At 66.8% G+C, this 20,190-nt stretch carries 15 protein-coding genes and 1 pseudogene; 9 read left to right on the top strand and 7 right to left on the bottom strand.

Going from position 1 to position 20,190, the window contains the following annotated elements:
* Positions 1 to 150: 150 nt before the first annotated feature.
* From L3V85_RS10570 to L3V85_RS10550, 5 genes are all read right to left on the bottom strand, one after another.
* A complete protein-coding gene (locus tag L3V85_RS10570) occupies positions 151 to 2,736 on the bottom strand; it encodes a bifunctional aconitate hydratase 2/2-methylisocitrate dehydratase (RefSeq protein ID WP_237679252.1) in 2,586 nt (861 codons plus the stop codon).
* An 80-nt stretch (positions 2,737 to 2,816) separates the two neighbouring features.
* Positions 2,817 to 3,389 carry a hypothetical protein gene (locus L3V85_RS10565; RefSeq protein WP_237679251.1) on the bottom strand — a complete coding sequence of 191 codons (573 nt, stop codon included), beginning with the start codon at positions 3,387 to 3,389 and terminating at the stop codon, positions 2,817 to 2,819.
* A gap of 34 nt (positions 3,390 to 3,423) precedes the next feature.
* Positions 3,424 to 4,425 carry an HpcH/HpaI aldolase/citrate lyase family protein gene (locus L3V85_RS10560; RefSeq protein ID WP_237679250.1) on the bottom strand — a complete coding sequence of 334 codons (1,002 nt, stop codon included), beginning with the start codon at positions 4,423 to 4,425 and terminating at the stop codon, positions 3,424 to 3,426.
* Positions 4,422 to 5,213 carry a trans-aconitate 2-methyltransferase gene (gene tam / locus L3V85_RS10555; RefSeq protein ID WP_237679249.1) on the bottom strand — a complete coding sequence of 264 codons (792 nt, stop codon included), beginning with the start codon at positions 5,211 to 5,213 and terminating at the stop codon, positions 4,422 to 4,424. The genes L3V85_RS10560 and tam overlap by 4 nt, the downstream gene beginning before the upstream one ends.
* Positions 5,214 to 5,225: 12 nt before the next feature.
* Positions 5,226 to 6,212, bottom strand: a complete 987-nt coding sequence (locus tag L3V85_RS10550) for a malate dehydrogenase (RefSeq protein WP_042578072.1) — start codon at positions 6,210 to 6,212, stop codon at positions 5,226 to 5,228.
* A 184-nt stretch (positions 6,213 to 6,396) separates the two neighbouring features.
* Between L3V85_RS10550 and L3V85_RS10545 the strand changes: the two genes are divergently transcribed.
* The 7 genes from L3V85_RS10545 to gltA all read left to right on the top strand — a co-directional run bounded on the left by L3V85_RS10545 (position 6,397) and on the right by gltA (position 12,420).
* Positions 6,397 to 7,155 (top strand): GntR family transcriptional regulator, encoded by a 759-nt coding sequence (locus tag L3V85_RS10545; RefSeq protein WP_237679248.1) that lies wholly within the window; start codon positions 6,397 to 6,399, stop codon positions 7,153 to 7,155.
* A 226-nt stretch (positions 7,156 to 7,381) separates the two neighbouring features.
* Positions 7,382 to 7,828 (top strand): succinate dehydrogenase, cytochrome b556 subunit, encoded by a 447-nt coding sequence (gene sdhC, locus L3V85_RS10540; RefSeq protein ID WP_237679247.1) that lies wholly within the window; start codon positions 7,382 to 7,384, stop codon positions 7,826 to 7,828.
* A 13-nt stretch (positions 7,829 to 7,841) separates the two neighbouring features.
* Positions 7,842 to 8,207, top strand: coding sequence for a succinate dehydrogenase, hydrophobic membrane anchor protein (gene sdhD, locus L3V85_RS10535; protein ID WP_081270660.1), 366 nt, complete (start codon positions 7,842 to 7,844; stop codon positions 8,205 to 8,207).
* 7 nt (positions 8,208 to 8,214) lie between these two features.
* Positions 8,215 to 10,023 (top strand): succinate dehydrogenase flavoprotein subunit, encoded by a 1,809-nt coding sequence (sdhA, locus tag L3V85_RS10530; protein WP_237679246.1) that lies wholly within the window; start codon positions 8,215 to 8,217, stop codon positions 10,021 to 10,023.
* Positions 10,024 to 10,039: 16 nt separating this feature from the next.
* Positions 10,040 to 10,741, top strand: coding sequence for a succinate dehydrogenase iron-sulfur subunit (locus L3V85_RS10525; RefSeq protein WP_237679245.1), 702 nt, complete (start codon positions 10,040 to 10,042; stop codon positions 10,739 to 10,741).
* A 29-nt stretch (positions 10,742 to 10,770) separates the two neighbouring features.
* The gene (locus tag L3V85_RS10520) at positions 10,771 to 11,085 is read left to right on the top strand and encodes a succinate dehydrogenase assembly factor 2 (RefSeq protein WP_237679244.1); all 315 of its coding nucleotides are present in this window, start codon (positions 10,771 to 10,773) and stop codon (positions 11,083 to 11,085) included.
* 24 nt (positions 11,086 to 11,109) lie between these two features.
* Positions 11,110 to 12,420 (top strand): citrate synthase, encoded by a 1,311-nt coding sequence (gene gltA, locus L3V85_RS10515; protein ID WP_237679243.1) that lies wholly within the window; start codon positions 11,110 to 11,112, stop codon positions 12,418 to 12,420.
* Between the two features lie 79 nt (positions 12,421 to 12,499).
* On the opposite strand, the gene L3V85_RS10510 is transcribed toward gltA, so the two are convergent.
* Complete coding sequence (locus tag L3V85_RS10510; RefSeq protein WP_272934783.1) at positions 12,500 to 17,377, bottom strand: autotransporter outer membrane beta-barrel domain-containing protein; 4,878 nt, start codon at positions 17,375 to 17,377, stop codon at positions 12,500 to 12,502.
* Positions 17,378 to 17,437: 60 nt separating this feature from the next.
* Positions 17,438 to 17,539 (bottom strand): annotated as a pseudogene (locus L3V85_RS37545) (ESPR-type extended signal peptide-containing protein); the annotation flags it as partial.
* Positions 17,540 to 17,758: 219 nt separating this feature from the next.
* Here L3V85_RS37545 and L3V85_RS10495 point away from each other — a divergent pair.
* Both L3V85_RS10495 and leuC read left to right on the top strand, forming a co-directional pair.
* Complete coding sequence (locus L3V85_RS10495) at positions 17,759 to 18,703, top strand: LysR substrate-binding domain-containing protein (protein WP_237679241.1); 945 nt, start codon at positions 17,759 to 17,761, stop codon at positions 18,701 to 18,703.
* Between the two features lie 49 nt (positions 18,704 to 18,752).
* Entirely contained in the window at positions 18,753 to 20,174 is a 1,422-nt protein-coding gene (gene leuC, locus L3V85_RS10490) for a 3-isopropylmalate dehydratase large subunit (RefSeq protein WP_237679240.1), read from the top strand.
* Positions 20,175 to 20,190 lie beyond the last annotated feature (16 nt).

The raw sequence follows: 20,190 nt of genomic DNA, 5'->3' as shown, positions 1-20,190 counted from the left end.
GGACGTGCGCGGATTGACACCATTCTTGAGGCTTGTAACCGGTCGCGCGGGCCGGCAAAGGGCGAAGCCGCGTGTCGGAGACGAGCGCGCAAGAAAAAGCCCCGACCAGCGGGGCTTTTCCTCATTGGCGCTCGGGCCTGGCCGAGAAGATCAGGCCGTGACCGAGTCCGCCACGCCCTTGTAGTCTTCGATCTTGTCGAAGTTCAGGTACTGGTAGATCTGCGTGCTGGAGGCTTCGAGCACGCCCGAAGCAGCCATGTATTCCTCGCGCGTCGGGATGCGGCCCAGGCGCGAGCAGATGGCGGCCAGTTCGGCCGAGCCGAGGTACACGTTGGTGTTCTTGCCCAGGCGGTTCGGGAAGTTGCGGGTGCTGGTCGACATGACCGTCGCGCCTTCGCGCACCTGTGCCTGGTTGCCCATGCACAGCGAGCAGCCCGGCATTTCGGTGCGGGCACCGGCATTGCCGAACACGCCGTAGTGGCCTTCTTCGGTGAGCTGCTGCGCGTCCATCTTGGTCGGCGGAGCGATCCACAGCTTGACCGGAATGTCGCGCTTGCCTTCGAGCAGCTTCGACGCGGCGCGGAAGTGGCCGATGTTGGTCATGCACGAACCGATGAACACTTCGTCGATCGCGGCGCCGGCCACGTCGCTCAGCGTCTTCACGTCGTCAGGGTCGTTCGGGCAGGCCACGATGGGCTCGTGGATCTCGGCCAGGTCGATCTCGATGACGGCGGCGTAGTCGGCATCGTCGTCGCCCTTGAGCAGCTGCGGGTTCGCGAGCCAGGCTTCCTGCGCGGCGATGCGGCGCTGCAGCGTGCGGGCGTCGGCGTAGCCTTCGGCAATCATCCACTTCATCAGCGTGATGTTGCTGTTGATGTACTCGATGATCGGTTCCTTGTTCAGGTGCACCGTGCAGCCGGCGGCCGAGCGTTCGGCCGAGGCGTCGCTCAGCTCGAAGGCTTGCTCCACCTTCAGTTCGGGCAGGCCTTCGATTTCGAGGATGCGGCCCGAGAAGATGTTCTTCTTGCCTTGCTTGGCCACCGTCAGCAGGCCCGACTTGATGGCGTACAGCGGAATCGCATTGACCAGGTCACGCAGCGTGACGCCGGGCTGCATCTTGCCCTTGAAGCGCACGAGCACCGACTCGGGCATGTCCAGCGGCATCACGCCGGTGGCGGCCGCGAAGGCCACGAGGCCGGAGCCGGCCGGAAAGCTGATGCCGATGGGGAAACGGGTGTGGCTGTCGCCGCCCGTGCCCACGGTGTCGGGCGTCAGCAGGCGGTTGAGCCAGCTGTGGATCACGCCGTCGCCCGGACGCAGCGAAACGCCGCCGCGGTTGGCCATGAACTCGGGGAGTTCGTGGTGCATCTTGACGTCGACCTTCTTGGGGTAGGCCGCCGTGTGGCAGAACGACTGCATGACGAGGTCGGCCGAGAAGCCCAGGCAGGCCAGGTCCTTCAGCTCGTCGCGCGTCATCGGGCCGGTGGTGTCCTGCGAGCCGACCGAGGTCATCTTGGGTTCGCAGTACGTGCCCGGGCGAACGCCCTGGCCTTCGGGCAGGCCGCAGGCGCGGCCGACCATCTTCTGCGCGAGCGAGAAACCCTTCTTGGTGTCGACAGGGCTCTGCGGCAGGCGGAACAGCGTCGACACGGGCAGGCCCAGCGCTTCGCGTGCCTTGGTGGTCAGGCCACGGCCGATGATCAGCGGAATGCGGCCGCCGGCGCGCACTTCGTCGAACAGCACGTCGCTCTTGACCTGAAATTCGGCGATGACCTTGCCGTCCTTCAGCGCCTTGCCTTCATAGGGACGCAGCTCGACCACGTCGCCCATGTTCATCTGCGTGACGTCGAGTTCGATCGGCAGCGCGCCCGAGTCTTCCATCGTGTTGTAGAAGATGGGAGCGATCTTGCCGCCGAGGCAGACGCCGCCGAAGCGCTTGTTGGGCACGAAGGGAATGTCTTCGCCCGTGAACCACAGCACCGAGTTGGTGGCGCTCTTGCGCGACGAACCCGTGCCGACCACGTCGCCGGCGTAGGCCACCAGGTGGCCGCGCGCGCGCAGGTCTTCGATGAACTTCACCGGGCCGCGCTTGCCGTCTTCTTCGGGAACGATGCCGGGGCGTGCGTTCTTGTGCATCGCCAGGGCGTGCATCGGGATGTCGGGACGCGTCGTCGCGTCGGGCGCGGGCGACAGGTCGTCGGTGTTGATTTCGCCGGCCACCTTGAAGATGCTGACGGTGATGCTCTCGGGCACTTCGGGGCGGCTGGTGAACCACTCGGCATCGGCCCAGCTCTGCAGCACGCCCTTGGCGTTGGCATTGCCCTTGTCGGCCTTTTCCTTGACGTCGTGGAACTGGTCGAACATCAGCAGGGTTTTCTTCAGGCCTTCCGCCGCCACGGCGCCGACTTCGGCGTCGTCCAGCAGGTCGATCATGGGGCTGATGTTGTAGCCGCCGAGCATGGTGCCGAGCAGTTCGGTCGCGCGGGCGCGCGAAATGAACTCGCTCTTCTCGGTGCCGTGGGCCACGGCCGCGAGGTAGCTCGCCTTGACCTTGGCCGCGTCGTCGACGCCGGCGGGCACGCGATAGGTGAGCAGGTCCAGCAGGAAGGCGCCGTCCTTGGCATTCGCGCTCTTGAGGAGCTCGATCGCTTCAGAGGTCTGCTTGGCGCTCAGGGGCAGCGGCGGAATACCGAGCGCGGCGCGTTCGGCAACATGATCAACGTAGGCTTGCAACATCTTCTTTTCTCCGGAAACTGGTCTTGCGGGAATGCGGAGCGGTCAAGCAAGAGCCGCACCGCACCCCGCGCTCGGTACGCTTACTTCTTTTCGCCGTCAGCGCCGTCGAACAGCGCCTTCGGTGGGTTCTTCTTCATTTCTGCTGCGAACGCGACCTGGGCTTCGGTCTGGCATTCGTCGGCAAGGCGCAGGCCGGCCTTTTGGTTCATCAGCATCGACTTGTTGCCGAGCTGGAGCCACATGGCGCCGGCACGCGGGTCTTCGAGGCGGATGGCGCCAGTGCGGCTTTCGACCGGGTGCATGCGGTACTTCGCGCCCTTGGTGCTGACGGTGAAGAAGCCGGGCTTCTTGTCGTCGGCGGTGACGGTCACGTCGGCGCCGAGTTCGCACTGGGCCTTGCCGACCGACACGCGCTGGGCCACGGCCAGGTCGGCTTCGGAGAGCGTCACGTCGGTGTCGGTGGCGACGGGCGTGACTTCCTCGACGGCCTTGGCGGCCTTGCGGGTGACCTGGTGCTTCTTGGCAGGGGCCTTTGCCGTGTTGGACGAAGCTGCCTTGGCGGCGGGCTTGGCTGCCGGCTTGGCAGCGTCCTGGGCCATCGCGGCCAGGGGCAGGGCCAGTGCGACAGCTGCAATCAGGGCGATTTTCTTCATGTGTGGGTTTCCTTGAGGCTGGGTACGGGTGGTTTCAGGAGGCCGCGAGCGCAAACCAGGCTTTCGCCTCGGGGGGCAACGCGCGCCCTGTTGCGTGGGCACGTGTCAGAACCTGCCAGAAATGGCGGTAGCTCGCGCGGTCGTGCAATGTGCCATCAATTTGTGTCGGGGCCCAATCCGCGGCCGCCGCCTTTACAAGGATTTTTGTGGCAATTTGAATCTGCGCCTCGTCCGGCGCAAAGGCCTCGAGGATGGGCCGGATCTGGTTCGGGTGGATGCTCCACATGCGCGTGTAGCCGAATTCCGTGGCCGCCTTGCGGGCCGCCGTGCGCATGGCATCGGTGTCGTTGAACTCGGTGACCACACAGTGCGATGGCACCTTGCCATAGGCATGCGCGGCCGATGCGATGGCCAGCTTGGCCCGCACCACCAGCGGATGGCTGAACTGCCCCGCCGCGCCCATGCCGTCGGCGGGAATGGCGCCGGCGTGGGCCGAGACGAAATCCATCAGGCCGAAGCTCAGCGACTGCACGCGCGGGTGCGCGGCGATTTCGAAGGCGTTGTGCACCGCCAGCGGCGATTCGATGAGCACGTGCAGCGGCAACTCGGCGGCATCGGCGGCCTCCAGCGCGGAAACAGCCTGCAACACATCGGCCACCGATTCGACCTTGGGCACCATCAGGTGGCTCAGGCGATGACCGGCGCGTCCGGCAATGGTGATCACGTCGCCGTCAAAGGCCGGATGGTCGACCGGGTGCACGCGCACGCCGACGCGCATGCCGGGCCTGGCGGCCAGCGCGAGTTCGGTGACGAGCGCGGCATGCTCCGCCTCGCCGCCCACGGGGGCGCCGTCTTCGCAATCGAGGGTGACGTCGAACACGCAGGCGCCGAACTCCTCGGCCATCTCGGCCTGGAGCGCGAGGCTCTTCTTCATGCGCGCCTCGACGCCGCTGTAGTGGTCGCACACGGGCAGCGTCACGGCGCCGGCCTGCGCGCCCAGCAGCACTTCGGCGGGATGGACGGCTTTGCCGGTCATGCGTTGCCGCCCTTCTGCGCGACGATGAACATGCGCGGGAACGCGAGCAGCCTCTTGCCGTCGGTGCGGGCCGGATAGGCCTCGTTCACCCGGCGTTCGTATTCGGCGAGATAGCTGGCCTGCAATGCGGGCTCCAGGCGATCGACAAAAGGCTTCAGCCCCGTGCCGCGCACCCATTCGACGATGGACGCAGCGTCGGCCATGCGGTGCTGGTAGATGGTGTGCCACACGTCGACATGCGCGGCGCGCGGTGCCAGCAGGTCGTAGTAGCCGGCCAGGTCGAGCAGCCGGGTGCGAAGCCTGTCGGCGTCGCCGATGGGCTCGGCCCACGGCGCTTCGGCGGCCACGGCGCGCATCAGCCGGTGCGTGGACTCCTGGCGGTTGTCGGGCATCTGGACGGCGAGCACGCCGCCCGGCGCCAGCGCGTCGAACAGGCGCGGGATCAGCTTTTCGTGATCGGGCACCCACTGCAGCGACGCATTGGCATAAATGAGGTCGGGCGCTTCTTCCGGAGAACGCGGCGCCCAGGTCGCGATGTCGCTCAACTCGAAGCGGGCCTGCGGCAGGCGCTCGCGCGCGCTGGCCAGCATGGCTTCGGAGTTGTCGGTCCCGGTGACTTGCGCCTTCGGGAACCGGCGAACCAGCAGCTCGGTGGAATTGCCCGGGCCGCAACCGAGGTCGACCACGCGGGCCGCCTCGGTCAGCGGCACCCGCGCCAGGAGTTCCTGCGCGGGCCGGGTGCGCTCGTCCTCGTAGCGACGATAGAGCGCGGGGTTCCAGTCGAGCATGCTGCGGGTGGCTTACAGCAGGTGGGCAACGCCGGCGCGTTCGCCTTCGAGCTCTTCCAGCGTCTTGTTGATGCGTTCCTGGCTGAATGCGTCGATCTCGAGGCCTTCGACCAGCTTGTACTCACCGTTTTCGCAGGTGACGGGGAAGCCGAACATCACGTCCTTCGGAATGCCGTACTGGCCGTCCGACGGGATGCCCATGGTGACCCACTTGCCGTTGGTGCCCAGGGCCCAGTCGCGCATGTGGTCGATGGCGGCGTTGGCGGCCGAGGCAGCCGACGACAGGCCGCGTGCTTCGATGATGGCGGCGCCGCGCTTGCCGACGGTCGGCAGGAAGGTGTTGGCGTTCCATTCCTGGTCGTTGATCATCTTGGCGACGCTTTCGCCGTTGATGGTGGCGAAACGGTAGTCGGCGTACATCGTGGGCGAGTGGTTGCCCCACACGGTGAGCTTTTCGATGTCGGCCACGGCCTTGCCGGTCTTGGCGGCGATCTGGCTGGCGGCGCGGTTGTGGTCCAGGCGCAGCATGGCGGTGAAGTTCTTGCGCGGCAGGTCAGGTGCGCTCTTCATCGCGATGTAGGCGTTGGTGTTGGCGGGGTTGCCGACCACCAGCACCTTGACGTTGCGGCTGGCGACGGCGTTCAGGGCCTTGCCCTGTGCCGTGAAGATGGCGCCGTTGACGGCCAGCAGTTCGGCACGTTCCATGCCGGGGCCGCGAGGACGCGAACCGACCAGCAGCGCGTAGTCGGCGTCCTTGAAGGCGGTCATCGGGTCGCCGTGGGCTTCCATGCCGGCCAGCAGCGGGAACGCGCAGTCGTCGAGTTCCATCATCACGCCCTTGAGTGCCTTCTGGGCCTTCTCGTCGGGGATTTCGAGCAGTTGCAGGATGACCGGCTGGTCTTTGCCGAGCATTTCGCCGGAAGCAATGCGGAACAACAGGGCGTAACCGATTTGGCCGGCGGCACCGGTGACGGCAACGCGGACGGGTTTTTTGCTCATGGGAAGACTCCAGAAGGTGATGAAAACGGTGTCGGCGCTCTCGTGGGGCGCCAGGGTTCTGCGGGGTGAAATACCCTCCCGCAGCGCGAGACCCGCAGCATTTTAAGCCGATTCAATAAGCCCCGTCTTATGTCTTATATAAGATATCCTCGGGGGCGCCGCCACGGCGCACCCCACCGCTGCCATGAACACGCCCACAACACTCGACGAGCCCCCCACGCCGTCCTTCAGTCCGCTCTACCAGCAGATCAAGACCCTGATCCTGCAGAGCCTGCAGGCGGGCGAGTGGAAGCCGGGCGAGCCCATCCCCAGCGAGATGGACCTGGCCGTGCGTTTTCGCGTGAGCCAGGGAACGGTGCGCAAGGCCATCGACGAGCTGTCTGCCGAAAACCTGGTGGTGCGCCGCCAGGGCAAGGGCACCTTCGTCGCCACGCATGCCGAGCAGCATGTGCAGTACCGCTTCCTCAAGCTCGTGCCCGATGCCGGCGACCCGAGCAGCGAAGGCCCCGCCGTGCGCACCATCGTCGACTGCAAGCGCCTGCGCGCGTCGGCCGACGTGGCGCGCGCCCTCGGCCTGCGCACCGGCGACGCCGTGCTGCAGGTGCGCCGCGTGCTGGCCTACGCCGGCGTGCCGACCATCCTTGAAGACCTCTGGCTGCCCGGCACGCCCTTCAAGGGCCTCACGGCCGAGCGGCTGCGCGCGTGGCCGGGGCCGATGTACGCGCTGTTCGAAACGGAATTCGGCGTGCGCATGGTGCGGGCCGAAGAAAAAATCCGCGCCGTGCTGCCCGATGCCGAACAGGCCGCGCTGCTCGACGTCACGCTGCAGATGCCCCTGCTGAGCGTGGAACGCGTGGCGCACACCTACCATGACATGCCCATGGAACTGCGCCGCGGGCTCTACCGCACCGACACGCACCACTACAGGAACCAGTTGGGCTGATCCCGATGCAGACGAAGGCCGAATCCCGGTGCGCCAGCGTGCGCACGAAACACGCACGACGTGCTACGAAGTCAATAGCATCCGACTGCAACGGTGCGCTGACTCGTGCGCGTCCGCTGCCCGATGGTGCATTGCAATAGAATTTTGCGTTGTTTGCACTTCCGCATAAGAAACAAAAGCGTTCGCTCTCAGAACAAGTCATCCAAGCCACGAAAGCCCTCCCCCCATGACAGAGCTTGCAAATCCTCCCCGGCCACCGCGCCGCGAATTCCGGAACATCAATGCATTCACCGATCTCACGACCTACCGGCTCCCGCCGGCGGGCATCGTGTCGATCCTGCACCGCGTGAGCGGCGTGATCATGTTCCTGCTGCTGCCGTTCATCATCTGGATGTTCGACACGTCGCTGTCATCTGACTATTCGTTCGCGAAATTCAAGAGCGCCTTCAACGTCGGCATCGGCTTCGCTCCGGGTTGGTTCTTCAAGCTCGTCGCGCTCGCGCTGATCTGGGCCTATCTGCACCACTTCATCGCCGGCCTGCGCCACCTCTGGATGGACGTGAGCCACTCCGCCGTGACCAAGGAATTCGGCCACACCTCCGCCCTCTTCACGCTGGGCGCGAGCATCATCCTCACGCTGGTGCTGGGCGCCAAGCTGTTCGGCCTGTACTGAGAAGGAGCCAACCATGTCTGTGAATTACGGCTCCAAGCGCATCGTCGTCGGCGCGCACTACGGTCTTCGCGACTGGCTCAGCCAGCGCATCACCGGCGGCCTGATGGCCCTCTTCACCATCGTGCTGCTCGCACAACTGATCTTCACCCGCGGCCCCATCGGCTACGACCTCTGGGCCGGCATCTTTGCCGCGCAGTGGATGAAGGTGCTGACGTTCTCCGTGATCGTCGCCCTGCTCTACCACGTGTGGGTCGGCATGCGCGACGTCTGGATGGACTACGTCCAGCCCGTCGCCATCCGTCTCGTGCTGCAAATTTTCACCATCGTCTGGCTTGTCGGTTGTGCGGGTTGGGCCATTCAAGTGCTTTGGAAGATCTGACCCCACCATGACCTACACAAAAGAAAAAATCACCAAGCGCAAGTTCGACGTCGTGATCGTCGGTGCCGGCGGCTCCGGCATGCGCGCCTCGCTGCAACTCGCACGTGCCGGCCTCAACGTGGCCGTGCTCTCCAAGGTGTTCCCGACCCGTTCGCACACCGTCGCCGCCCAGGGCGGCGTGGGTGCATCGCTCGGCAACATGAGCGAAGACAACTGGCACTACCACTTCTACGACACGATCAAGGGTTCCGACTGGCTCGGCGACCAGGACGCGATCGAGTTCATGTGCCGCGAAGCACCGAAGGTCGTGTACGAGCTCGAGCACTTCGGCATGCCGTTCGACCGCAACCCCGACGGCACCATCTACCAGCGTCCGTTCGGCGGCCACACGGCCAACTACGGCGAAAAGCCCGTGCAGCGCGCCTGCGCCGCGGCCGACCGTACCGGCCACGCGATGCTGCACACGCTCTACCAGAAGAACGTGGAAGCCCGCACCCAGTTCTTCGTCGAATGGATGGCGCTCGACCTCATCCGTGACGAAGAAGGCGACGTGGTCGGCGTGACCGCCCTCGAAATGGAAACCGGCGACCTGCACATCCTGCAGGCCAAGACCGTGCTGCTGGCCACCGGCGGCGCGGGCCGCATCTTCCAGGCCTCGACCAACGCATTCATCAACACCGGCGACGGCCTCGGCATGGCCGCTCGCTCGGGCATTCCGCTGCAGGACATGGAGTTCTGGCAGTTCCACCCGACCGGCGTGGCCGGCGCGGGCGTGCTGCTGACCGAAGGCTGCCGCGGCGAAGGCGCGATCCTGCTGAACAGCAACGGCGAACGCTTCATGGAGCGCTATGCGCCCACGCTGAAGGACCTGGCGCCGCGCGACTTCGTCTCGCGCTCCATGGACCAGGAAATCAAGGAAGGCCGAGGCTGCGGTCCCAACAAGGACTACGTGCTGCTCAAGCTCGACCACCTGGGCGCCGACACCATCCACAAGCGCCTGCCCTCGGTGTACGAAATCGGCGTCAACTTCGCCAACGTCGACATCACCAAGGAACCGATTCCCGTCGTGCCGACCATCCACTACCAGATGGGCGGCATCCCCACCAACATCCACGGCCAGGTCGTGGTGCAGAAGGGCGAGGACAACAGCGCCGTCGTGAACGGCCTCTACGCGGTGGGCGAATGCTCCTGCGTGAGCGTGCACGGCGCCAACCGCCTGGGCACGAACTCGCTGCTCGACCTGCTGGTGTTCGGCCGCGCGGCCGGCAACCACATCGTCGAGTTCGCCGACAAGCTCAAGGAACACAAGCCCCTGCCCAACGATGCGGCCGACCGCACGCTGGAGCGCCTGAACCGCCTCGAAGCCACCACCGGCGGCGAGTACGCGCAGGACGTGGCCGGCGAGATCCGCGCCGTCATGCAGCAGCATGCCGCCGTGTTCCGCAAGCAGGCCTCGATGGACGAAGGCGTGGTCAAGATCGCCGCCGTGCGCGAGCGCGTCAAGGCCATCGGCCTGAAGGACAAGTCGAAGGTGTTCAACACCGCCCGCATCGAAGCGCTGGAAGTCGACAACCTGATCGAAGTGGCGCAGGCCACCATGGTCTCGGCCGCTGCCCGCAAGGAATGCCGCGGCGCCCACACGGTCGAAGACTACGAACGCCCGGCCGACGATCCGGTCGCGCCGCTCGGCCGCGACGACGCCAACTGGATGAAGCACACGCTCTGGTACAGCGACGACAACCGCCTCTCGTACAAGCCGGTCAAGCTGCAGCCCCTGACGGTCGCCTCGGTGCCTCCGAAGGTCCGGACATTCTAAAAATTAGGAACATACGATGAAGCGCACATTCCAGATCTATCGCTACGACCCGGACAAGGACGCCAAGCCCTACATGCAGACCGTCGAGATCGAACTCGACGGCCATGAGCGCATGCTGCTCGACGCCCTGATGAAGCTCAAGGCGCAGGACCCCACGCTGTCGTTCCGCCGTTCGTGCCGCGAAGGCGTCTGCGGCTCCGACGCGATGAACATCAACGGCAAGAACGGTCTGGCCTGCCTGACCAACATGAACACGCTCAAGGGCACCGTCGTGCTCAAGCCGCTGCCGGGCCTGCCCGTCATCCGCGACCTGATCGTGGACATGACGCAGTTCTTCAAGCAGTACAACTCGATCAAGCCGTACCTGCAGAACGACAACGTGCCGCCCGAGAAGGAACGCCTGCAGTCGCCCGAAGAGCGCGAAGAGCTCAACGGCCTGTACGAGTGCATTCTTTGCGCGAGCTGCTCCACGAGCTGCCCGAGCTTCTGGTGGAACCCCGACAAGTTCGTCGGCCCGGCCGGCCTGCTGCAGGCCTACCGCTTCATCGCCGACAGCCGCGACGAAGCCACCGCCGAGCGCCTGGACAACCTGGAAGACCCGTACCGCCTGTTCCGCTGCCACACGATCATGAACTGCGTGGACGTGTGCCCGAAGAGCCTGAACCCGACCAAGGCCATCGGCAAGATCAAGGAATTGATGGTGCGCCGCGCCATCTAATCCCTGATCCATTGCCTAGAGACGCCACCATGCAACCCGCCGCCGACCTCGACCAGCCGATCAGCGAACGTGCGCTGAGCAAGCTGAAATGGCGCTGCCGGCGCGGACTGCTCGAGAACGACCTGTTCATCGCCCGCTTCTTCGAGCGACACGAATCCCGCATGACCGTGGGTCAAGCGGGAGCGATGGAGACACTGATGGACCTGTCGGACAACGATCTCCTCGACCTCCTTCTTTGCAGAAAGGAGCCCGAGCCCGAATGGGCCGGGGCCGAGGTGGTCGCATTGCTGCAGCTGATGCGCACCGACGGTGCGCAGCGGCCCGCAATTTCTCCTTCGTCCTGAATCCACCTCTGAAAGTAAACCGAAATGAAAGCATCCGATACCAAGGCCACGCTGTCGTTCAGCAACGGCGGCGACAGCGTCGACCTGCCGATCTACAAGGGCACCGTGGGCCCCGACGTGATCGACATCCGCAAGCTGTACGCACAGACCGGCATGTTCACGTACGACCCGGGCTTCATGTCGACCGCCGCTTGCCAGTCGGCCATCACGTACATCGATGGCGACAAGGGCGAACTGCTGTATCGCGGCTACCCCATCGAGCAACTCGCCACCAACTGCGACTTCCTCGAGACCTGCCACCTGCTGCTGTACGGTGAACTGCCGGACCAGGCCAAGAAGGAAAACTTCACCAAGGTCGTGACGAACCACACCATGGTGAACGAGCAGATGCAGTTCTTCCTGCGCGGCTTCCGCCGTGATGCCCACCCGATGGCCATCATGACCGGCCTCGTGGGCGCCCTGTCGGCCTTCTATCACGACAGCACGGACATCAACAATCCCGAGCACCGCGAGATCGCCGCGATCCGCCTGATCGCGAAGATGCCCACGCTCGTGGCCATGGCGTACAAGTACACGATCGGCCAGCCGTACATGTACCCGAAGAACGACCTGAGCTACGCCGGCAACTTCCTGCACATGATGTTCGCCACGCCGTGCGAAGAGTACAAGGTGAACCCGGTGCTCGAGCGCGCGCTCGACCGCATCTTCATCCTGCACGCGGACCACGAGCAGAACGCCTCGACCTCGACGGTGCGCCTGTGCGGCTCGTCGGGCACGAACCCCTTCGCGGCCATCGCGGCCGGCGTGGCCTGCCTCTGGGGCCCTGCCCACGGCGGCGCCAACGAAGCAGCACTGAACATGCTGTACGACATCCAGAAGGAAGGCGGCGTCGAGAAGATCGGCGAGTTCATCAAGAAGGTCAAGGACAAGAACTCGAACGTCAAGCTCATGGGCTTCGGCCACCGCGTGTACAAGAACTACGACCCGCGCGCCAAGCTGATGCAGGAAACCTGCAACGAAGTGCTGACCGAGCTGGGCCTGGAAAACGACCCGCTGTTCAAGCTGGCCAAGGAACTGGAAAAGATCGCCCTGGAAGACGAGTACTTCGTGTCGCGCAAGCTCTACCCGAACGTCGACTTCTACTCGGGCATCGTGCAGCGCGCCATCGGCATCCCGGTGCCACTGTTCACCGCGATCTTCGCGCTGGCCCGCACGGTCGGCTGGATCGCCCAGCTGAACGAAATGATCGGCGACCCCGAGTACAAGATCGGCCGCCCGCGTCAGCTGTTCGAAGGCTCGCCCAAGCGTGACGTGAAGCCGATCACGGCTCGCTGATCGACGAGGCAACTGCTTCGCCCAATAAAAAAGCTGCCCTCGGGCAGCTTTTTTTCGTTCCGGCGTCAGGCCGGCGGCATCACCACTTCACGCGCACGCCCAGCGAGCCGCTGATGCCGCTCTTTACCTTGGCGTCGCCGCCCGAGGACCACAGCTTGCCGACTTCGCCATAAAGGCTGGTCGACGCATTCAGGCCCAGCGTGAAGCCGCCGGCCAGCTCGGTGTTCGTGCCGCCCGTGGGCGCCGCGATGTCCGTCGTCGTCGCGCCGTTCACGAAGCGCGCGATGTCGGCGCCGCTCGAGGTCTTGTAGACGTTGAAGCGGCCGTACGGCTGCAGCGCGCCCATGCCGGTATCGATCTGGCCTTTCACCCGAACACCTGCACGCGCGACCCATCCGCTGTCGGCCTGCGGCTGCGCGATGGCGCCGACGATGGCCGAGTTGCTCAGGTCCATGTGCTGGTGGATCAATTGCAGTTGCGGCTCGACGGTCCAGCCGCTGCTGCCGATCGGGAAGGCCTGGCCCACCTCGATCGAGCCCAGCAGGCTGTTGCCCTTGCCGGCCGCGCCGAGGCCCATGAGCGGCTCGACCGTGTAGCGGTGACGGCCCGACTGCACCACGGCGTCGGCATAGAAGCCGCTGTCGCTGGTGTAGGTGCCGTACACGCCCACGTACTGGCTGCGCAAATCATTGCGGCCGACGCCGAGGTTCTGGATGCCGCTGGCAAAGCCATTCACGCGCGCATCGCCGTCGAGCTGGCCGACGTAGATGCCGGCGCGCCAGTTGGGCGTGGCCAGCAGATCGGTGCCGGCCTGGAAGCCGGTCAAACGGCCCTTGCTGGTGGGCGAGACGGCGCCGCCCTGCTGGATGTCGATGTCGGTGGACAGCACGCGGGCCCAGGCGCGGCGCTCGGCGCCGGTCGCGCTGGGCGCGGTGCCCTTCACGTCGTCGTCGCCCACGCGCTTGCGCAGGTCGCCCAGCATCGCGAGGTTGCCCTGGCGCAGCTGGCCCGGCAGCGCCGCATAGAGCGAGGCTTCCGCCCGGTAGGTGACCACCGGCACACCCGCCGGGTTGGTCGGCGTGACTGCGTTGATGCTGGAGCGCAGATACCAGCTCTCGCCCGCGCCGCTGGCGTCGGCGGCGTACAGGCGGTACTCGTAGGCGCCGGCGTCCACATGGCCGCCTGCCAGCGAGAACGCGTCCCTGGTGGTCTGCGCGGTGGTCTTCGCGCCGTTCTGCGCGGTGACCACCTCGATGCCGTTGCCGGTGGTCAGCGCGCCCAGGCCGCCCAGGTTGGCGATCTGCACGCTGGTCTTGCCGCTGGCGGTGCCGCCGTTGATGACCAGGCGGTCCGACGGTCCCGTGCCGTTGAGCGCGGTGCCGAGCTTGAGCACGCCGTTGTTGCCCACGTAGTTGCCGTTCACGGTCAGCGTGGTACCGGCCGCCGCGCCCGCCAGCGAGACGGTGCCGCTGTTGGCCAGCGAGGCGAGCGTCTGGTTGAAGCCGGCCAGGTCCAGCGTCGCGCCCGCGGCCACGCTGTGCGCCGAGGCCGCGCTGAAGGTGTTGGCGGCGCCGGCCTTCAGCGTGCCCTGCGCCACGTTGGTGGCACCGGTGTAGGTGTTGGCGCCCGACAGCGTCAGCGTGCCCGTGCCTTCCTTGGTGATGAAGCCGCCGCCGGAGATGGCGCCGCTCAGCGTGCCCGAGAACGCGCCGGTGTCGATGATCGGATCGAGCTGGCCAGTCAGATGGATGGTGTTGGCGATGGTCAGGCCGTCGGCGCTGAAGCCCAGCGTCGTGTCGTCGTCCATCGACAGCGTGCCGCCGCCCAGGGCCTGGCTGTGGCCGACGTTCAGGCGCCCCTGGCGCAGCGTCGTGCCGCCCGTGTAGGTGTTGGCGCCCGACAGCGTCAGCGCGCCCGTGCCCACTTTCACCAGCGAGCCGCCGGTGCCGGAGACGACGCCCGAGATCTCCGTGTCGGCGTTCAGCCCGCCGGTGGTCAGCGTCTTGGCGCCGAGGACCACCTGGCCCGCGCCGCCGAGCGAGCCGATCGATGTGCCGTTGGCCGTGAGTTCGCTGATGCGGACGGTGCCGCCCTTGCCGTTCACGATGGCGGCCTGCCCCGCGGTCACGCTGCCGACAAAGTTGATGAGGCCGTCGGGACCGTTGGAGAGCGTTACCGCGCCCATGTCGGCCTTGCCGCTGAAAAGCACGGCGGCGCCGTTGGCGACCGAGACCGGTCCGCTACCCAGTGCGCCGGTGACGCTGGCGTTCAGCGTGCCGGCTTCGACCGAGGTGCCGCCGCTGTAGCTGTTGACCGAGGCGAGCACGAGTTCACCGTCGCCAATCTTGCGCAGGCTGCCGGTGCCGCTCATGGTGCCGGCATAGGTGCCGCCGCCGCCGGCCTTGGTCTGCTCGAAGACGACGGTCGCGTCGTTCACGATGTCGCCCTGCAGGCTCGTGGCGTTGCCTTGCAGTACGCCGGCCTTCACGGTGGTGCCGCCGGTGTAGCTGTTGGCGCCGGTGAGCACCAGCGTGCCCTGGCCTTGCTGCACCAGCGCGCCCTTGCCGCCGATGGCGCCCGCGAAAGTCAATGCGTCGGAGCGGTTGAAGGCGAGCGTGCCGTCGTTGCTCACGTTGCCTGCCAGCACGCCCGTAGTGCCGCCGTTGCCGACCTGCAGGCGAGTGTCGCTGGCCACCGAGATCACTTCGCCCTTGTTGCCGGTGGCGCTGATGGAGCCGGTGACCACGACGCCCTGGGCTACATCGAGCGCCACGCTCGACGCGGCGACGTTGCCCGTCACCTGCAGCGCCTGCGCGTTCCTGAGGCTGAAGGCACCGACGGCCGTGAAGTCGCCCAGCGCGCCAATCTGGTTGGCCTGGTTCATCGAGACGCTGCCCGCGCTGCCGGTCAGCGTGCCGGCGGTCACGACGCCCGCGGTCTGCATCACGCTGCCGTCGCTCGCCAGGGTCAGCGTGCCCTTGGTGCTCACGTCGGCCTGGAGCGTCACGCCCTTGCGGCCGGTGATGGAGATGTTGCCGCCGCTCAGCTCATGCGCGATGCCGAGCGCGGCACCGTTGGCGGCCAGCGTCAGCGCGGCCGTGCCGGTGTCGATCGCCGCGTTGGGCAGCGCCAGCGCACCGCCGGCCACCAGGCTGACGGCACCGTCGATGCCGTTGGCCAGCGTTGTCACCGAAAGATCTCCGCTGGAGGCAACGGAAATGTTCTGGCCGGCGAGCGAGACGGGGCCCTGGAAGCTGTTGCTCGTGTTGTTCAGCGCGATGCTGCCCGTGCCTGCATCGACCGACAGTTTTCCCATCACAGACAACGCGCCGGTCTGCGTCACCGCGCCGTCGTTGCTGCGGACATCGATGGACGATGCCGAGCCGCCGCCCTGGAACTGCAGGTTGCCGTGGCTCGTGGCGGTGAGCGCGCCGGTATTCAGCGTGCCCAGCGTCAGCGCGTTCTTGTCGTTGATCTGCACCGTGGCGCCGCTCAGGCTCACGGCGCCGCCGAAGTCGTTGCCGGCATTGGTCAGGGTGATGTCGCCCGAACCCGCCTGCACGTCGAGCGCACCGTTGCCGGTGAAGACGCCGCTCATCGACAGCGCACCCTTGCTCACGATGCTGCCGGCGCCGGCCAGCGTCACGTCGCGCGCGCTGGTGAAGGCGCCCGTGCTCTGCAGCGTGCCGCCGCCGTTGAAGGTGAGCGCGCCCGTGGCCGCGCCCAGCGCCCCGTCGCCGGCCACCTTCAGCGTGCCGCCGCCGATCAGCGTGCCGCCCTCGTAGCTGTTGGCGCCCGTCAGCTCGAGCGTGCCGCTGCCGATCTGCTGCACCTGGCCGGTGCCGCTGATGGTGCCGTTGAAGGTGAGTGTGTTCGAGCGGTCGAACACCAGCGTGCCGGCGTTGCTGACCTTGCCGACGATGCTGCCGGTCGTGCCGCCCGCGCCGATCTGCAGGGTGCCGGCGCTGATCGTGGTGCCGCCGGTGTAGGTGTTGTCGCCGGTCATCACCGTGGTGCCGGCGCCCGTCTGCGAGACGCTGCCGGCGCCCGAGATGGCGTAGCCGGCCGTGACCTGGGTTCCGGCGTCCGGCTTGAAGTCGACCTGCCCGTTGCCGTTCACGGTGACACCGTGCGCCACGTTCATGCTGCCGCCGGTGACCGTCAGCGTTCCGGTGGCGCCCGCTCCGGCCAGGCCGCTGGTCGCGCCTCCAGAGCCCTTGCCGCCGCTGCTGCCGCCGATGACGATGCTGTCGGCGACCAACTTGCCGTCGCTGACGGTCAGCTGCCCGTTGCCGCCATCGCCGCCCCTGCCGCCGTTCGCGTTGCCGCTGCCGCCACCGCCGCCGCCGCCCGAGCCGCCGATGACGATGGCGCCGGTCACGGTCGTGGTTCCGGCCGAAATCGTGAGTTCGCCCGCGCCGCCGCTCGATCCGTCACCACCCGCGGCCGTGCCGCTGGCGCCGGCACCACCGCCGCCGCCGCCGCCGATGCCCAGCGAGCCGTTCACCGTCCTGTCTGCCGAGAAAGTCGCGCTGGTGAGGCCGCCGAACGTGGAGCCCTCCGCAATGGCGGCCAGGGCGTTGCCGCCGTTCTTCGGACCGAACGGGCCGTCCGCCCCCTGGACGCCGTTGGTGCCCGATGCGCCACCGTTGCTGCCCGCGCCGCCCTGGCCCCATGTGTCGGAGCCGCCATCGCCGCCCTTGCCCGGGCCGCCGGCGCCACCGCTGTTGGAACCGTACGTGAAGCCGGCGCCACCGCCGCCCGCTCCGTAGCCGCCGCCGCCGCCGCCCGCGGGCGCGCCGCCGCTGCCGCCGCCACCACCGCCGCCGATGCCGCCGGCTCCGCCGTCGCCACCGATGCCCACGCCGAGGCCGCCGCTGCCCGTGGTGCCGATCACCACGCTTTGCGCCGATGCGGAAACGAACGGTGCCGCGCCGAGCACGGCCACCACGCTCATCAGGGCACTGAGCCGGAACAGCCGGCGTGCCGGCTCACCCGGCTTGGCGGCGCTATCGAGCCTCGACGTACTGCGCGAACCGGAATGGCTCCTGGAAATTTCAGAAACGGCAATCCAAGCCCCCAATGCGTCATTCCAGAGGCTGCGAAAAGAAATGTTCATGCGAATTTAGTTTTACTTTAACAATTTTGGCGCGAATGATACGTGTAGTAACACTCGGGTTCTATCCCTGAAACCGGCTATTCGGCGAGCGATTTGCATCATTCAGGTGCATGCGGCCCATCGCCAGCAGGCAGCCTACCCATCGCCCTTTGAGATGGATCAGGGTAAAAAAAGCGGGAAAATAGGCATTCCCATCGCCAACCGCGATGCCAGAACCCCATGAGCACGTCAGAACGCAACTTCGCCCGCCGCATCGACCTCACGTCGTTGCAGTTGTTCGTGGCCGTGTGCGAACTGGGCAGCATCGGCCGCGCGTCGGAGCGAGAGTTCATCGCGGCATCGGCCATCAGCAAGCGGCTGTCCGACCTCGAAGCCACGCTCGGGACCACCCTGCTCTACCGCCATGCCCGCGGGGTCGACCTCACGCCGGCCGGCGAAAGCCTGCTGCACCATGCCCGCTCGGTGCTCTACAGCCTCGAGAAGATGCAGGGCGAACTCAGCGAATACGCCGACGGCGTGCGCGGCCATGTGCGGGTGCACGCCAACATCTCGGCCATCGTGCAGTTCCTGCCTGAAGACCTGGGCGTGTTCACGCGGGCGCACGAGGCCATCAAGATCGACCTCGAGGAGCACCTGAGCAGCGAAGTGATCCGCGCGGTGCAGGAAGGCGCGGCCGACCTCGGCGTGTGCCACGTGGCCGGCGGCGCGGGCGAGCTGCAGAGCCTGTCGTACCGGCACGACCGCCTGGCGCTCATCGTTCCAACGGGCCATGCGCTGGCACCGCAGGGCGCCATCGACTTCATCGATTCGCTCGATTTCGACCACGTCGGGCTGCACACCAACAGCTCGATCTATGTCGCCATGCACGAGGCGGCGCTTAACGCAGGGCGCAGCATCAAGCTGCGCATCCACGTCACCGGCCTGGACGCCATGTGCCGCATGATCGAGAACGGCCTGGGCATCGGCGTGATGCCGCAGCGCGCCTTCGAGCTGATGCAGAACGGCATCGGCCGCGGCTTGGTGAGCGTCGCCCTGAATGACGCCTGGGCCGCGCGAGAGATCCGCCTCGTGGCGCGCGACTTTTCCACGCTGCCGGTGGCGGCGCGCTCGCTGGTGAATCACCTGCACGCGGCCGCGGACACCGGCGAGCAGCTCGCGGCCTAGGCAGCGGCAACAGACAATCCATTTCCCCACGAAAGACAAAGAGACCGACATGGCACGCACCCTCTACGACAAGATCTGGGACGAACACGTCGTCCACACCGAGGAAGACGGCACCGCGATCCTCTACATCGACCGCCACCTGGTGCACGAAGTGACCAGCCCGCAAGCCTTCGAAGGCCTGCGCGAGGCCGGCCGCAAGCTGTGGCGCATTAGCTCCGTGGTGGCCACCGCCGACCACAACACGCCCACCACCGGCTGGGAACGCGGCTACGAAGGCATCGCCGACCCGACCAGCAAGGAGCAGGTCACCACGCTGGACCACAACATCGCCGAATTCGGCGCCGCCGCGTTCTTCCCCTTCCTGAGCAAGCGCCAGGGCATCGTGCACGTGATCGGCCCCGAGTCGGGCGCGACGCTGCCGGGCATGACGGTGGTGTGCGGCGACTCGCACACCTCCACGCACGGCGCGTTCGGCGCGCTGGCGCACGGCATCGGCACCAGCGAGGTCGAGCACGTCATGGCCACGCAGACGCTGCTGGGCAAGAAGGCGAAGAACATGCTCGTGAAGGTCGACGGCAAGCTGCCGCTGGGCTGCACGGCCAAGGACATCGTGCTGGCGATCATCGGCAAGATCGGCACCGCCGGCGGCACGGGCTACACCATCGAATTCGCGGGTTCGGCCATTCGCGACTTGAGCATGGAAGGCCGCATGACGGTCTGCAACATGGCCATCGAGGCCGGCGCGCGCGCCGGGCTGGTGGCGGTAGACGAAAAGACCATCAGCTACGTCAAGGGCCGCCCGCTCGCGCCCACCGGCGTGGAGTGGGACCAGGCCGTGAGCTACTGGCGCACGCTGCAGTCCGACCCCGGCGCCAAGTTCGACGCCGTGGTCGAGCTCGACGCCGCGACCATCCCGCCGCAAGTGACCTGGGGCACCTCGCCCGAGATGGTGGTCGAGATCAACGGCCGCGTGCCCGATCCCGACAAGGAAAAGGACGCCAACAAGCGCGGCGCCATCGAGCGCGCGCTGGTCTACATGGGCCTGGAGCCCAACAAGGCCATGAACGACATCTTCATCGACAAGGTGTTCATCGGTTCGTGCACCAACAGCCGCATCGAGGACATGCGCGAAGCCGCCGCCGTGGTGAAGAAGCTGGGCCAGAAGGTCGCGAAGAACGTGAAGCTCGCGATGGTCGTGCCCGGCTCGGGCGTGGTGAAGGAGCAGGCCGAGCGCGAAGGCCTCGACGTGATCTTCAAGGCCGCCGGCTTCGAATGGCGCGAGCCCGGCTGCTCGATGTGCCTGGCCATGAACGCCGACCGCCTGGAGCCCGGCGAGCGCTGCGCATCCACCAGCAACCGCAACTTCGAAGGCCGCCAGGGCGCCGGTGGCCGCACCCACCTCGTGAGCCCGGCCATGGCCGCCGCCGCCGCCGTGCACGGCCACTTCGTCGACGTGCGCACCTTCGCCTGACCAGAGGAGACATCAC

It is taken from the genome of Variovorax paradoxus (assembly GCF_022009635.1).
Classification (GTDB): Bacteria; Pseudomonadota; Gammaproteobacteria; order Burkholderiales; family Burkholderiaceae_C; genus Variovorax.
This window is presented reverse-complemented; position numbering and strand designations above follow the sequence as displayed.